Annotated in this window: 15 protein-coding genes; 1 reads left to right on the top strand and 14 read right to left on the bottom strand. The window is 51.7% G+C overall.

Features of this window, described 5'->3' with window-relative positions; translation table 11 throughout:
* Positions 1-175: 175 nt before the first annotated feature.
* On the bottom strand, positions 176-829 hold the full coding sequence (locus NE473_RS09150) for a YigZ family protein (RefSeq protein ID WP_006772117.1): 654 nt from the start codon (positions 827-829) through the stop codon (positions 176-178).
* A gap of 242 nt (positions 830-1071) precedes the next feature.
* Between NE473_RS09150 and NE473_RS09145 the strand changes: the two genes are divergently transcribed.
* On the top strand, positions 1072-3759 hold the full coding sequence (locus NE473_RS09145; protein WP_055651317.1) for a transglycosylase domain-containing protein: 2688 nt from the start codon (positions 1072-1074) through the stop codon (positions 3757-3759).
* 91 nt (positions 3760-3850) lie between these two features.
* Here the strand turns inward: NE473_RS09145 and spoVAE are convergent, their stop codons facing one another.
* The 13 genes from spoVAE to NE473_RS09080 all read right to left on the bottom strand — a co-directional run bounded on the left by spoVAE (position 3851) and on the right by NE473_RS09080 (position 12315).
* On the bottom strand, positions 3851-4204 hold the full coding sequence (gene spoVAE, locus NE473_RS09140; RefSeq protein ID WP_022033273.1) for a stage V sporulation protein AE: 354 nt from the start codon (positions 4202-4204) through the stop codon (positions 3851-3853).
* 61 nt (positions 4205-4265) lie between these two features.
* Positions 4266-5279 (bottom strand): stage V sporulation protein AD, encoded by a 1014-nt coding sequence (gene spoVAD / locus NE473_RS09135; RefSeq protein ID WP_006772121.1) that lies wholly within the window; start codon positions 5277-5279, stop codon positions 4266-4268.
* A gap of 170 nt (positions 5280-5449) precedes the next feature.
* On the bottom strand, positions 5450-5902 hold the full coding sequence (locus NE473_RS09130) for a SpoVA/SpoVAEb family sporulation membrane protein (protein ID WP_055651318.1): 453 nt from the start codon (positions 5900-5902) through the stop codon (positions 5450-5452).
* Positions 5903-5947: 45 nt separating this feature from the next.
* Complete coding sequence (locus NE473_RS09125) at positions 5948-6376, bottom strand: stage V sporulation protein AB (protein WP_039891008.1); 429 nt, start codon at positions 6374-6376, stop codon at positions 5948-5950.
* Positions 6363-6989, bottom strand: coding sequence for a stage V sporulation protein AA (locus tag NE473_RS09120; protein WP_055651319.1), 627 nt, complete (start codon positions 6987-6989; stop codon positions 6363-6365). Before NE473_RS09120 ends, NE473_RS09125 begins: the two co-directional genes overlap by 14 nt.
* Positions 6986-7147, bottom strand: coding sequence for a hypothetical protein (locus NE473_RS09115; RefSeq protein WP_006772126.1), 162 nt, complete (start codon positions 7145-7147; stop codon positions 6986-6988). The genes NE473_RS09120 and NE473_RS09115 overlap by 4 nt, the downstream gene beginning before the upstream one ends.
* Positions 7148-7210: 63 nt before the next feature.
* Entirely contained in the window at positions 7211-7924 is a 714-nt protein-coding gene (sigF, locus tag NE473_RS09110; protein WP_006772127.1) for an RNA polymerase sporulation sigma factor SigF, read from the bottom strand.
* Between the two features lie 5 nt (positions 7925-7929).
* A complete protein-coding gene (spoIIAB, locus tag NE473_RS09105; protein WP_022033271.1) occupies positions 7930-8364 on the bottom strand; it encodes an anti-sigma F factor in 435 nt (144 codons plus the stop codon).
* Positions 8365-8374: 10 nt separating this feature from the next.
* Positions 8375-8716, bottom strand: coding sequence for an STAS domain-containing protein (locus tag NE473_RS09100; protein ID WP_006772129.1), 342 nt, complete (start codon positions 8714-8716; stop codon positions 8375-8377).
* Between the two features lie 96 nt (positions 8717-8812).
* Positions 8813-10126, bottom strand: a complete 1314-nt coding sequence (locus NE473_RS09095; RefSeq protein ID WP_006772130.1) for a tetratricopeptide repeat protein — start codon at positions 10124-10126, stop codon at positions 8813-8815.
* Positions 10127-10137: 11 nt separating this feature from the next.
* Positions 10138-10278, bottom strand: a complete 141-nt coding sequence (locus NE473_RS09090; protein WP_002600329.1) for a hypothetical protein — start codon at positions 10276-10278, stop codon at positions 10138-10140.
* On the bottom strand, positions 10271-11593 hold the full coding sequence (locus NE473_RS09085) for a bifunctional folylpolyglutamate synthase/dihydrofolate synthase (RefSeq protein ID WP_055651354.1): 1323 nt from the start codon (positions 11591-11593) through the stop codon (positions 10271-10273). Before NE473_RS09085 ends, NE473_RS09090 begins: the two co-directional genes overlap by 8 nt.
* Positions 11594-11931: 338 nt before the next feature.
* Positions 11932-12315 (bottom strand): RidA family protein, encoded by a 384-nt coding sequence (locus NE473_RS09080; protein ID WP_006772133.1) that lies wholly within the window; start codon positions 12313-12315, stop codon positions 11932-11934.
* Positions 12316-12355: the final 40 nt, after the last annotated feature.

Raw genomic sequence — 12355 nt, 5'->3', positions numbered from 1 at the left:
GAAAGATCCTGTGCAAAACGAAATGTAACATTTTTATGTTTCTTATAACTTTTATGGATTACCCCTCTGAAATTCTATTATTATCTTCATATTTTTATATTATTTACTGAAAATACATATTTATATGGTAACTTATAATAGCATTTCTTGTGTTATCGAATTATTCCTATTTTTATTAGTCAATTAGTATGACCCGCTTATCCAGAATGCCGTAAGCCACCTCATCCTGTACCTCGATGCCGGCCCTTCCATTCGTTAAATCAGTTAATTCCTTAAGAAGCCGTTCTTTTCCCTCTTCCGGTATCAGCACGGTGAGAACCACCTGGTCTGAATACTGGCTGTCCAGGATGGTAATATTTCTCTGCCCCAGCAGATACTGGATCTTTCCGACTCCGTTATAATCCGTAGTCACCGCAGTCCGTACCGCAGGCATCACGGCCAGCACCGTACTGCTCTTAATCCCGGCCTGGACGGCGCCGGAATAAGCCCGGACCAGTCCTCCTGTGCCAAGCAGGGTCCCTCCGAAATAGCGTGTGACGATGGCACAGGCGTTACAGATGCCTTCTCCTTCCAGCACATCCAGCATGGGACGGCCCGCTGTCTGGGATGGCTCGCCGTCATCACTGCACCGTTTCTGCTCCCCGTTTTCCCCAATGATCCAGGCATAGCAGTTATGGCGCGCATCCCAGTATTTCTTTCTCGTCTCTTCCAGAAATAAAAGAGCCTCCTCCTCCGATTGAACCGGCCGCAGGGAGGCGATGAATCTGGACTTCTTCTCTGTGATCTCGGCGGTCCCGCCCTGGTATAATATCTTGTAAGGCTTTCTCATATGGTTCCTCGTTTCCTTTGCTGTTTCGCATGTTTATTAAGCATAATTATAGAAAAAATCCTTCACTTAATCAAGCATGTTTTCTCTGCTCTTTTTTCGCTTCCACGTATAATCTTTGCAATTTCTTCCAAAACTGGTAAGTGTTGAATCGATTTTCATTCTCTGGTACACTATGAACACTTAATGAGGTCTTTCACGAATTTAGTGTTTGTGGTATAATGATTCGGTAAAGGAGGTTTCCTATGAACTATGGCAAACATGAGACGGAAAAAAAGATCAAATCCGTCAATTCAAAAGCGAAGAAATACACCAGCCGGGTTTTTCTTGCCTTTTTAAAGAGTCTGTTCGTGCTGTGCCTGTTCTGCCTGGTAGTTGCCGGGAGTATCGGATTTGGCATGGTTAAAGGAATCATAGACAATGCTCCTGACGTCGATATCGCAACCATTGTTCCAAACGAATACGCCACTACGGTGTATGACAGTGCCGGCAATGTGACCGAGACTCTCGTCACCGCCGGTTCCAACCGTGAGGAGGCAAGCTACGACGAACTGCCGGGGAACTTAATCAATGCGTTCGTGGCCTACGAAGACGCAAGATTCTGGGAGCACAACGGTATCGATCTGCGCTCCATCATGCGTGCGGTAAAAGGCGTACTGACAGGCGACTCTTCTGCCGGCGGCGGAAGCACCATCACCCAGCAGCTGATTAAAAACAGCGTTTTTGGCGGAGGTATGGAAAAAAGCTTCGGGGAGCGGCTGGAACGAAAGATGCAGGAATGGTATCTGGCCGTCAAACTGGACAGTGCCATGTCAAAAGAGCAGATCATAACAAACTACTTAAACACAATCAACCTGGGAAAGAACTCCCTGGGCGTCAAGGTAGCGGCGAGACGATATTTTAATAAAGAGGTCTCCGACTTAACGCTGTCAGAATGCGCCGTACTTGCAGGCATCACCCAGAACCCGTCAAAGTTCAATCCGGTAACCGGACAGAAGGCCAACTCTGACAAGCAGAAGGTCATCCTGCAGTACATGGTCGATCAGGGGTACATCTCCAAGGACGAACAGGAGGAAGCGCTGGCGGACGACGTCTATTCCAGAATTCAGGACGTGGAGATCGTCACCAAGGAGACTTCCACCCCTTACAGCTATTTTACGGACGAGCTGGTAGAACAGGTACAGGATGCCATGAAGGAAAAGCTTGGCTACACCAATACCCAGGCTCACAACATGCTGTACTCCGGCGGACTCTCTATCTACACGACGCAGGATCCCACGATCCAGTCCATCGTAGACGAGGAGATCAACAATCCCGACAACTATTCGGCGGCCCGCTATTCCATCGAATACAGGCTCTCCGTCACCGGGGCAGACGGCTCTACCACCCACTACTCCGAAGAGAATTTAAAACGCTACCACCGAGACAACGGGGACAGCAGCTATGACGGTCTGTACGACAGTGAGGAAGAGATACAGGCCGACATCGAAAACTATAAGAACAGTCTTCTAAAGGAAGGCGACACCATCATCGGTGAATCCCTTCACAAGACGCTGCAGCCACAGGCCTCCTTCGTCATCATGGATCAGAAGACGGGACAGGTAAAGGCCATCGCCGGAGGGCGCGGAGAAAAGACCGCGAGTCTCACTCTAAACCGTGCCAGCAACACCCTGCGCCAGCCGGGTTCCACCTTCAAGGTGCTGACTGCGTTTGCTCCAGCCATGGATACGTGCGGAGCGACGCTTGGAACCGTCTATTACGACTCGGTTTACACGGTTGGCAAGAAGACCTTCTCCAACTGGTACAGCTCCGGCTACCAGGGTTATTCCAGTATCCGTGACGGTATTATCTATTCCATGAACATCGTTGCGGTCCGCTGTCTGATGGAGACCGTCACACCGCAGCTCGGTGTGGAATACGCGAAGAACTTCGGCATCACATCGCTGACCGATACAGACTACAACGCGGCTCTCGCCCTGGGCGGAATCACCGACGGTGTGTCCAACTTGGAGATGACGGCGGCCTACGCCACCATCGCCAACGGCGGCGTCTATACGAAGCCGGTCTTCTTTACAAAGATCATTGATCACAACGGCAAGGTGCTGATCGACAATACGCCGGAGACCCACCGCGTGCTCAAAGATTCCACGGCGTTCTTATTGACGGATGCCATGGCCGATTCCATGGAAAGCAGCCGGAAGTTTGCACGTCCGGGCGCCGGCCCCAGCTCCACCAGCTCGTCGGCCAATATTCCCGGCATGTCCAATGCCGGCAAGAGCGGAACGACGACCTCCAACAACGATATCTGGTTCGTCGGATACACTCCGTACTATACCGCAGGCATCTGGGGCGGCTGTGACAACAATCAGAAGCTGACCAAGAAAAACGGCGGAACCTCCTTCCACAAGGCTATCTGGAAAAAAATTATGACCCGTGTGCACGAGGGCATGTCCGATCCGGGCTTTACCGTGCCGGACAGTGTGGAGACCGCGCAGATCTGCCGGAAGTCCGGCAAACTCCCCGTCGCCGGTGTCTGCACCAACGACCCGAGAGGCAACGCCGTATATACGGAATATTTCGCCAAAGGAACCGTCCCCACGGATGTGTGCAACAACCACGTACGCGCCACGGTATGTGCGGAATCCCATTGTCTGCCAACCCCATTCTGTCCGGAACGGACGACCGCCGTATTCATGGCGCTGCCGGCCGGCGAAGAAGGGACCACGGATGATTCCGTATTTGCAATGCCGGGCTACTGCCCGATCCACACCGAGGCGTCTGTCATTATACCGCCTTCGGATGATACCGGAATGCCCGAGACAGTGGCTCCGGGAACACTGCCCTACGGCCCCGGCTATGTGTCGCCTAACACGCAGACCAGTCCGGCACCGACAGCCGGATCTCCGGTTCAGATGAGCCCGGGAGGACAGTAATCCGTTTTACCCCATAAAAAAGCACTGGAGATGATCAGTCCGGATACCGGCTGTTCTCCAGTGTTTTCTTTTTTCTGTCATTTCCTGCCGCTTATTTCATCTTCGGTTTAAAAATCACCGACCCCAGATATCCAAAGATCAGCGCTCCCGAGATCCCGACTGCACTGGCGGTAAATCCGCCTTCAAAGACACCCAGAAGTCCGTCCTCTCCCATGCTCTTCCACACGCCCTTCCAGAGCGTGTTTCCGAAGCCGAGCAGAGGTACTGTGGCTCCGGCGCCTGCCCAGTCTGCAAACGGCTGATAGAGGCCCAGAGCGCCGAGAATCGTGCCGCTCACTACGAGAAGTACCATAATGCGGCCCGGCATCAGCTTCGTGTTGTCCATGAGGATCTGAACCAGGGCGCAGATCACTCCGCCTACGATAAATGCTTTTACAAATTCCATTGTCATTCTCCTTTCTTTCCGGAAACAGCTTCCCAGAACCTGGCCCGGGGCCAAATACAGATTATCCGATATGCTCCAGCATCACCGCGTGCGCAATACCGGGAATCGGCTGTCCCTCGTTAAAGCTGACCGTGGAAAGCAGCGCTCCCGTGGGTACAAACAGCACCCGCTTCCAGGTTCCATCTTTAATCTTTGGAAGAATGTAGGAACACAGGGTAGCCGCCGAACAGCCGCAGCCGCTTCCGCCCGCATGGGTGTCCTGTGTCTCCTGGTCATAGATCTCGATCCCGCAGTCCGTATGGATTTCCTCCAGCTTGTGATCCTTGTTCTTCATGAAATCAAGGAGAATGGTGCGTCCGATCTCTCCTAAATCACCTGTGATGATCTTGTCATAGTACGATTCATCCACTCCAAAGTCTTCAAAGTTCTGCTCGATGGTATGGAACGCCGCCGGCGCCATGGCTGCCCCCATGTTCATGGAGTCCTTACTTCCCATATCTACCATACGGCCCGTGGTGATGCCTGTAATGGCTGCTATGCCCTCGTTCTTGTGCTTCGATACCACAACGGCTCCGCAGCCTGTCACCGTCCATGTAGCTGAAAACGGCCGCTGGTTCCCATAGGCCAGAGGAAAACGGAACTGCTTTTCCGCCGTCGCAAAGTGGCTGGAGGCCATTGCGATGATCTTGTCCGCATATCCGGCGGCCACAGTCATTGCGCCTAAGTTTAGGGCCTCCCCCATGGTAGAACACGCTCCGTAAAGCCCGAACAGGGGAATCTCCAAATCCACCGTTCCGAAGGAGGTGGCGATCAGCTGTCCCAGCAAATCCCCTGCAAACAGATACCGGATATCCTTTTTCCGGATATCCCCCTTTTCAATGGCCAAGTCTGCCGTCTGCTTCTGCAGCGCGCTCTCCGCCTGCTCCCAGGTGTCCGCGCCAAACATGTCGTCCTGCTCCACCACGTCGAACAGCTTTCCGAGGGGGCCTTCCCCCTCCTTCTTGCCGACGATGGAAGCCATACTTTCTATCACCGGCGGTTCCTCAAATTTAATACTCGCTTTTCCTACCTGCATTCTGTCACTCACTCCATTTCTCTGAACACCGTATTTTTCTCTCTACTATGCTACTTTCTCCATTTTCCGTTTTTTCTATTCATCTGCCTGCCATCCCTCCTGAATAAAAATGCCCCGGCGGGACCGCCGGGACAGAGAGTGCTGATCACGAATCATTATCGCTTCCTTACTTAAAATATACCGGCCCACCGGCCGATCCAATAGAGAATTCCGAGAATCCAGCTGCTCAGTATTCCGTACAGGATCACAGGGCCTGCAATGGTGAATATCTTGCAGCCAATACCGAATACCTGGCCTTCCGCTTTGAATTCCACAGCGGGAGCCACCACCGAGTTGGCAAATCCCGTGATCGGGACGAGGGCGCCGGCGCCGCCGAATTTTACGATCTTCGGGTAAATGTTCAGTCCTGTCAGTATAACGCTTCCTGCGATCAGGACCAGCAGCGTCCAGGAGGCCGCCGTATCCTTGTCCATCCCGCCGTTCATAAACCAGGTGCTCACCAGCTGCCCGATGGTGCAGATTACGCCTCCCACCAAAAATGCTTTCACGAGGCTCAGCCATTTGTTATGGGTCGGTGTCACCTCTTTTACATAGGCATCGTATGCCTGCTTGTTAATCTCCATATTTTACCTCCGATTCCTGTTTTCTGCTCTGTGACGGTTCTTATCCTATTTTCCAAAATTTCCGGAGAAATATACGAGGGAGCCGATCAGCTTCCCAAGGCCAATAGAAAGGATTAAGTACTGCAGACCTACGGCCAGATGAATCCGCCGGCTGATAACCGGCAGCGCTTTCAGTGTCTCCGCCAGGGACATGACGAGACAGCCAACGAAGATTCCCACCGCCAGACCGTATATCCCCAGCACCATATTTCCCCCCATCAGCAGCGGAAACTCATAGAGATCGGATACATTTCCCAGTACACCGCCTATAATAATCACTGTCTCATACAGAAAAATATGCCTGTTGGTGCGGGTCTTCCCGATCAGCCTCGGAAAGACGCCGATGATAGCCAAAAATGCAAATACGCCGGCCGCTATGATGCCGCCGGCACTGAGACCGAGAAACATGAGGAACAGTCCTTTAAGTAATGTCAATGTCCTGCTCCTTTCTTCCATCGTTCTGGATCAGAGTCTTGCTGATGCTGTCTTCGTAAAGGCGCATCTCCACCTCCAGCGGTGTCGGATCCGTATTAATTTTAATTTTAGCGAAATGATTGAAGAAACCGATGATCCCCAGCGCCAGTCCTGCGGAATAGCTCACCTCAAGGATCGTGAAGCCGCTTGATTCCTTCCCCATGACGATCTGGTAAATCTCGCCGAATACATCCTTCACCCCTCCATCATTGTTAAAGGTCATGATGGCAAAGGACGCACCGCAGAAACAGATAATACAGACAAATATGGTCTTGATCCATTCCCACACCCAGTTTGGAGACTTCGGCCGGTGGTAATCGATGATAAAATCCACCTCACCCACATTGTTGACGGTGATTGACGGATCCATCTCCGTGATCTTCTTAATCACATCCAGCGTGCTCTCCACATACCGTTTATTTCTGTCCAGATGAATCGTTTTAATGCGCAGGGCATTGCATTTGTTTGTTACGGCGGAATCATCGCAGTAGACCGTCGCCACATCCTTTAACTGAACCTCCTTGTGATGGACCTCAGTTATCTGGCTGATGTTTAAATAGACAGTCTTACTCATATTCTTATCTGCCCCGCTTTCCGGATGAGTTCTACCAGCGTTCCATCCATTTCGCCGCCATCCGGCACCGCGGCAATGAAGTACCATACAAAGGCAGCCACCGCGATCAGGCATACGACAAGGAGTGCAATTCCCAGCTTATGTTTCATGGATTCCATACGTGCTCACATCCTTTTCTTTCACTTTTCATGAGTAGTATGAGCCGTATGAAGTATTTTATTCTATAATTTTTCGCGCATCTGCTTTAAAATCTTTTTTTCGAGCCTGGAAACCTGGACCTGCGAAATTCCCAGATGGGAAGCGATCTGGCTCTGGGTTTCATTATAATAGTATCTTCGGATTATGATTTCCCGGTCTTTATCAGAGAGTCCGGTCAGCAGTTCCCGCAGCACCATCCGGTTTAGCAGTTCCTCCTGGGCGGAGCTTTCCTCCTCAATCTTGTCGATGAGCAGAATGCTGTTTTCATCATTTTTGTTGACCGTCCGGTAGAGGGATTCCACCTCCGCTCCGGCCTCGATGGAAGCCGCCACTTCCTCCTTGCTGGCTCCGAGCTCCCCGGCGATCTCCTCGATGGTCGGTTCCCGGCCAAGGGTGAAGCCGAGCGCCTCTCTGACACATTTTACACGCGTGCCCATCTCCTTGATCGAACGGCTGACCTTGATCATGCCGTCATCCCTCAGAAAGCGCTTGATTTCTCCTGTTATCATGGGGACCGCATAGGTGGAGAACTTGACGTCGAAAGACATGTCGAACTTGTCGATGGCTTTCATGAGGCCGATGCTTCCAATCTGAAATAAGTCCTCCGGGTCATATCCCCGGCCTGTAAATCTTCGCACAATGCTCCAGATCAGTCCCATATTCTCGGTAACCAGACGGTCGCGTGCTTCTTTATCTCCTTCGTGAGCCATTTCTATCAGTCTCATGGTCTCATCCATAGGACTCACCTGTTAATCTTCTTTTTCATGGTCACAACGGTACCCTTATCCGGTTCTGACTCCACGCTCACCTCATCCATAAACGCCTCCATGAAGGAGAATCCCATGCCGGACCTCTCTCCCTCCGGGTCGGTGGTGAACATCGGTTCCATCGCCTGCGGGATGTTGGGAATTCCGATACCCGTATCCTTCACGGTCACGGTCAGCTCCTGTCCCAGAATCTTCACCTCCAGATAGATGATTCCTCCATTTCCCTGATATCCGTGTATCACCGCATTGGTCACGGCCTCCGATACAGCGGTCTTTACATCGTCCAGTTCTTCCAGCGTCGGGTTCATCCGAGCCATGAACACGGATACCACAACCCTTGCAAACTCCTCGTTCCGGGACAGGCTCTCAATTTCCATTCTCAAAACTTCTGGTCTGTTTTCTTCTAACATGCTTTCCTCCTCAACCTGTGACTGCGTCTTCCTTTGAGTCATATAATTTCATTAATTTTAATATGCCGCCCATTTTCAGTATCCTGAGCACCTGGGCTCCCGCTCCGTAGATTGTTACCTTTCCTCCGCTCCGGGCCATCTGCTTGTATCGGTTCAACAGAACTCCAATCCCCGAGGAATCCATAAACCGTGTCCCCGAAAAATCAAACACAATGCGGTTGATATAATTTTCCGAAAGGATTAAATCCGTTTCATATTTTAAGCCGGTGCAGTTGTGGTGGTCCAGCTCCTCCGGCAGGTGGACGATCAGCACGTGACCATCCGCCTCATAAGTAAATAGTGGCTTGTTCATAGTTCTCCTTTCCAAAAAGAATCCCTCTCGCGGGACAAAAAAAGACACGGCAAAAGAGCTCTTTTCTCTTCTGTCGTGTCTTCCTTTTCTGCCCGCCTAGAATCCCCGTTCCGTTCTGGCCTGTGCAGTTAATGTTTCATCTTTGCTGTTATTTATGATGTCCGTAAACATCTCGTTTGCCTGTTCCTTCTGATTCATTCCCTTGTAAATGACGGCCGCCTTATACTTGGCTGCCCAGTAATCCGGTTTCACAGCCAGGCTCTTTAAGTAGTAATCCAGAGCCGTCTGACTGTCTCCCGCGCCCGAAGCCTCGTCTCCAAGGCTTTCCAGCACCTGATATCCCCGCTCCTCCATATCGGTCTTCACCTCTCCGACAATGGCCAGTACATCCGGCGACGCGATGAGTTCCGTTTTCAAATCGGCGTAAAGCTTGACCGCCGTGGTGAAATCATCCTTCTTATAGGCCTGCAGAATTCCGATCACGTTCTGGTATTGGGCCAGTACGCTGTCCGAGTCGTTGGTAAATGCAGACAGGGACTCTTCCGCCGTTTTTTTATCTTCCTCCAGGCCGGCGATCTGCGCGCTTAAGCTGTCCGCCTTCTGATTCGCCTGGCTTAAGCTCTCACTGTACTTAAGCATCTCCTGGTTGTGTTTTTCATTGATCGCCCTTGTATTCGCGGGCATGACCAGGAAAAAGATGACGGCCGCCCCGAGAAGCAGGCCCGCAAGAATATTAATGACCGCCATATCCTTCGTGTTCTCTCTGTAGCTGGGTGGTATGATGACATCGTCATCCTCCATCTGGCGGTGGGACAGGACGTTTTTCAGCTTTCTCTTTTCAGGCTCCCGTTCGCTGCGGCTGCCTGTGTTTGCCTTGACGATCGACTTATACCAGAGCGCCTTCGGGTGATTCCTGTCTATCTGCAGCACCTTATAGACTGCCTTTCCCGCTTTCTGGTAATCCTCCCTCGCAATACAGAGAATGGCCAGAAGCAGCTGCGCCTTCACATAATTCGGCTTCGCCTCCACCACCTTAACCAGCTGAAGGATCGCTAAGTCCTCACTGCCGTTCTGGGCGTAGACCAGAGCCTGGTTAAACCGCCGGATCATGTGGCGTTCCGTATCCAGACTTCCCTTTTTTCTCTGGATCTCACCCAGATAGTAGTCCGCCCGGTTCTCCTGGGGCTGCAAGTTCATGCTGATGACCCACTGAACCAGCGCATCCCCCACCTCCCCGACCTCATAATAAATGAGGCCCAGAAGGTTCCTGGCATCCGTCTGGTACTTGTTAAAATGAAGGCTCTTTTTTAAACATTCGGCCGCGCCGGACAAGTCCCGAAGCCGCGCCCGCTCCAATCCCATGTTATAATAGCTGTTGGCAATGACACGGGTTTTTCTTACATAATCCATATCTTACCTGCCTATTCCTTACCGACTTCCTTTATCAGTTCCATCATCAGATCGTTCATATCCGTCAGATCGCTTCTCACGATCGCGTCCTCTATGGCATCTACTTCCAGACTTGGTCTGTAATCGTTTATCTCGGTTTCAAAATCAATCATCGCTCATTCCTCCAAGAATTGTCTTTATCTCTCCCATCAGGTACAGGGATCCCACACAAAACAGCAGATGATCCTCATCCTGCCATGCGAGCAGTGCCATAAGCGCCTCTTTTGTCGTACCAAATCCATATATTCTGCATCCGGAAACGGCCTTAAATTCCGCCTCCAGCACTTCCGCCTCCAGCCCTCTGTCCGACTGGATATGAGCCACGGCGACTGCATCCAGCGGCAGGCCTGCCGCAATCTCACGGATCATGGTATCGTGCGCTTTGTCCGATACCGAGGAAAACAGAAGAAAGGCCCGCTTTCTGCCCGTTTCGCAGAGACGTGCGGCTGTCTTGATAAATGCTTCCATCCCGCCCGGATTATGTGCTCCATCCAGGTAAAGCCCCGGCGCTGCCTCTTCCATGCGCGCCGGCCATCTCATGGTCTCCAGTCCGCGCTTAAGCGTTTCCTCCGATAACTGGATATCACCATTCTGCTGCGCAAGGACTTCCACTGTCCTCAATGCAGCCAGCGCATTCATCACCTGATATTCCGCCTGGGATGGAATCAGCACAGGAAGGTAACTGCCGTCAAGCCGCTCAAGCCGCGCCCGGATTCCGTGTTCCTCCCAGCCATCTATCACATAGCCCTGCCTGTCCACCGGATAAACCGCGCTGTGGCTGGCAGCGGCTTCCTTTTCTATCACAGCGGCTGTCCGCGGGTCCTCTCTCTCATATATGACCGGAACGCCCGGCTTAATGATTCCTGCCTTCTGGTAAGCGATTTTTTCCACGGTATCGCCTAAATACTGCGTATGATCCAGACTGATGGAAGTGATAACCACGGCCAGCGGGTGCCGGATCACATTGGTCGTGTCCAGTCTTCCTCCAAGCCCCGTCTCCAAAACCGTAAAGCCGCTCTCCGCCTGGTCAAACAGCTTTATCCCCATATAAAACAGGAATTCAAAATAGGACGGATGGCAGTATCCCTCTCCCATCATACGCTCCGATAAATCCCGGATCTCACGGAAGCTGTTCTCGAACAGTTCCTTCCCGACCGGTTCGCCGTCGAACAGGAACCGTTCCCGCACATCGGTCAGATGAGGCGAGATAAATGCCCCCGTGTGGTATCCCCCTGCCATCAGCATGGAGGTTATATATGCACAGACCGAACCCTTTCCATTGGTCCCGGCCACATGAATGATCTTTCTCTTCTCGTCGGGGTTGTCCATCCGCTCCAGAAAAGCCCTGATATCCTCCAGGGAATTCTTTTTTCTGGTCCACATGGGGATATCGGCCAGATATTCATCTGCAGTTTTTTCCAAACTCATCATACTCCCCGGCTTTCGTTTTCTATGTAATCTTGCTGCTGATGCCATCTTCCCCGCGCGGCAGCCGCCGCCCGGCAATTCCGGCTTTCCTATTTATTATAATATAACTCGGCCATTATGCAACCTCTTTCTTTCGCAAATACAGACGGATTTCTACATTTTTGTTCCGCTGCCTGCGCAGAAACGGACCGCTTCCGCGACATGATTCCTTGCCGCCGGAGCGCGGTTGCTTAAACAGCCATGCTTCCTCAGTGCGGAGTGCGCCTCCTGCCCGGAGGGCTAAAAAACAGGAGCATTCCGAATCGTAAGTCCGGAACACCCCTGTTATCATCTGTCACTTATTCTCCGCAGTATGCGATCGCTTCGATCTCAACAAGCGCAGCCTTTGGAAGAGCGGCTACTTCAAATGCAGCTCTGGCCGGGCATGCGCCCTCAAAAAAGGTTGCATAGACATCATTCATAGCGCCAAAATCACCGATATTCTGCAGTAAAACAGTTGTTTTTACTACGTTCGCCATGGATAAGCCTTCGCTCTCTAAGATCGCCTTGATATTGCTTAAGGACTGCTTCGTCTGGGAAGCGATGTCCTCGCCTGCAAAAGCTCCTGTTGCCGGATCGATCGGAAGCTGGCCGGATACGTATACGTAATCTCCGCCTCTCACTGCCTGGGAATACGGTCCGATTGCTGCCGGTGCTTTTTCTGTAGCCAATACTTTTTTCATTCTATGTATCTCCTTTCGTTCTTCATGTTATATAACTAGA

Origin of the sequence: Hungatella sp. SL.1.14 (assembly GCF_024460495.1) — a bacterium.
In the GTDB taxonomy this organism is placed as follows: Bacteria; Bacillota; Clostridia; order Lachnospirales; family Lachnospiraceae; genus Hungatella; species Hungatella hathewayi.
Note: the sequence above shows the minus strand (reverse complement) of the source record. Positions and strands in the feature narration are given on the sequence as shown.

Bases quoted from the DNA above. Each gene is read 5' to 3' on its own strand.
- NE473_RS09150 (WP_006772117.1), bottom strand. From the start codon at position 829: ATGAGAAAGCCTTACAAGATATTATACCAGGGCGGGACCGCCGAGATC.
- NE473_RS09145 (WP_055651317.1), top strand. From the start codon at position 1,072: ATGAACTATGGCAAACATGAGACGGAAAAAAAGATCAAATCCGTCAAT.
- spoVAE (WP_022033273.1), bottom strand. From the start codon at position 4,204: ATGGAATTTGTAAAAGCATTTATCGTAGGCGGAGTGATCTGCGCCCTG.
- spoVAD (WP_006772121.1), bottom strand. From the start codon at position 5,279: ATGCAGGTAGGAAAAGCGAGTATTAAATTTGAGGAACCGCCGGTGATA.
- NE473_RS09130 (WP_055651318.1), bottom strand. From the start codon at position 5,902: ATGGAGATTAACAAGCAGGCATACGATGCCTATGTAAAAGAGGTGACA.
- NE473_RS09120 (WP_055651319.1), bottom strand. From the start codon at position 6,989: ATGAGTAAGACTGTCTATTTAAACATCAGCCAGATAACTGAGGTCCAT.
- NE473_RS09115 (WP_006772126.1), bottom strand. From the start codon at position 7,147: ATGGAATCCATGAAACATAAGCTGGGAATTGCACTCCTTGTCGTATGC.
- sigF (WP_006772127.1), bottom strand. From the start codon at position 7,924: ATGGATGAGACCATGAGACTGATAGAAATGGCTCACGAAGGAGATAAA.
- spoIIAB (WP_022033271.1), bottom strand. From the start codon at position 8,364: ATGTTAGAAGAAAACAGACCAGAAGTTTTGAGAATGGAAATTGAGAGC.
- NE473_RS09100 (WP_006772129.1), bottom strand. From the start codon at position 8,716: ATGAACAAGCCACTATTTACTTATGAGGCGGATGGTCACGTGCTGATC.
- NE473_RS09095 (WP_006772130.1), bottom strand. From the start codon at position 10,126: ATGGATTATGTAAGAAAAACCCGTGTCATTGCCAACAGCTATTATAAC.
- NE473_RS09090 (WP_002600329.1), bottom strand. From the start codon at position 10,278: ATGATTGATTTTGAAACCGAGATAAACGATTACAGACCAAGTCTGGAA.
- NE473_RS09085 (WP_055651354.1), bottom strand. From the start codon at position 11,593: ATGAGTTTGGAAAAAACTGCAGATGAATATCTGGCCGATATCCCCATG.
- NE473_RS09080 (WP_006772133.1), bottom strand. From the start codon at position 12,315: ATGAAAAAAGTATTGGCTACAGAAAAAGCACCGGCAGCAATCGGACCG.